General features: G+C 36.8%; 1 protein-coding gene. It reads left to right on the top strand.

Annotation, left to right across the window (positions count from 1 at the left end; translation table 11 throughout):
• Window positions 1–410: nucleoside/nucleotide kinase family protein (locus BBI01_RS11575; RefSeq protein WP_065394848.1), on the top strand; the 410-nt coding region annotated here is incomplete at its 5' end.
• Window positions 411–473 lie beyond the last annotated feature (63 nt).

The following is a 473-nucleotide window of genomic DNA, read 5'->3' as shown; positions in this document are numbered from 1 at the left end:
ATGTTAAAGCTTTAAAGAATAATGAGCCGATTGAACAGCCGATTTACAGCTTTGTAACCCATTCCAGAACAGGAGATCATGTCACTGTAGAACCTAAGAATGTATTGGTCGTAGAGGGAATTTTGGTTTTAACCAATAAAGAACTGTTGAAAGAGTTTGACCTGAAAGTGTTTGTGCATGCAGATTCAGATGAAAGGCTGATCAGGAGGATCAGAAGAGACACCCAGGAAAGAGGAAGAGATCTGAGCGAGGTATTACACCGCTATCAGACCACTTTGAAACCAATGCACCAGGAATTTATAGAGCCTTCTAAAAATGAGGCCGATCTTATTATCCCTAATATGAGACAGAATTCCGTAGCGATTGATTTTTTAACTACGGTTATTAAAAACTCGTTGAAAAAACATTAAAAATGGAAGAAAATAACCTTATCAAAGATATTCAGCCGAAATCTGAAAACTTTAAATTAATCC

Source organism: Chryseobacterium artocarpi (assembly GCF_001684975.1).
Classification (GTDB): Bacteria; Bacteroidota; Bacteroidia; order Flavobacteriales; family Weeksellaceae; genus Chryseobacterium; species Chryseobacterium artocarpi.
Note: the sequence above shows the minus strand (reverse complement) of the source record. Positions and strands in the feature narration are given on the sequence as shown.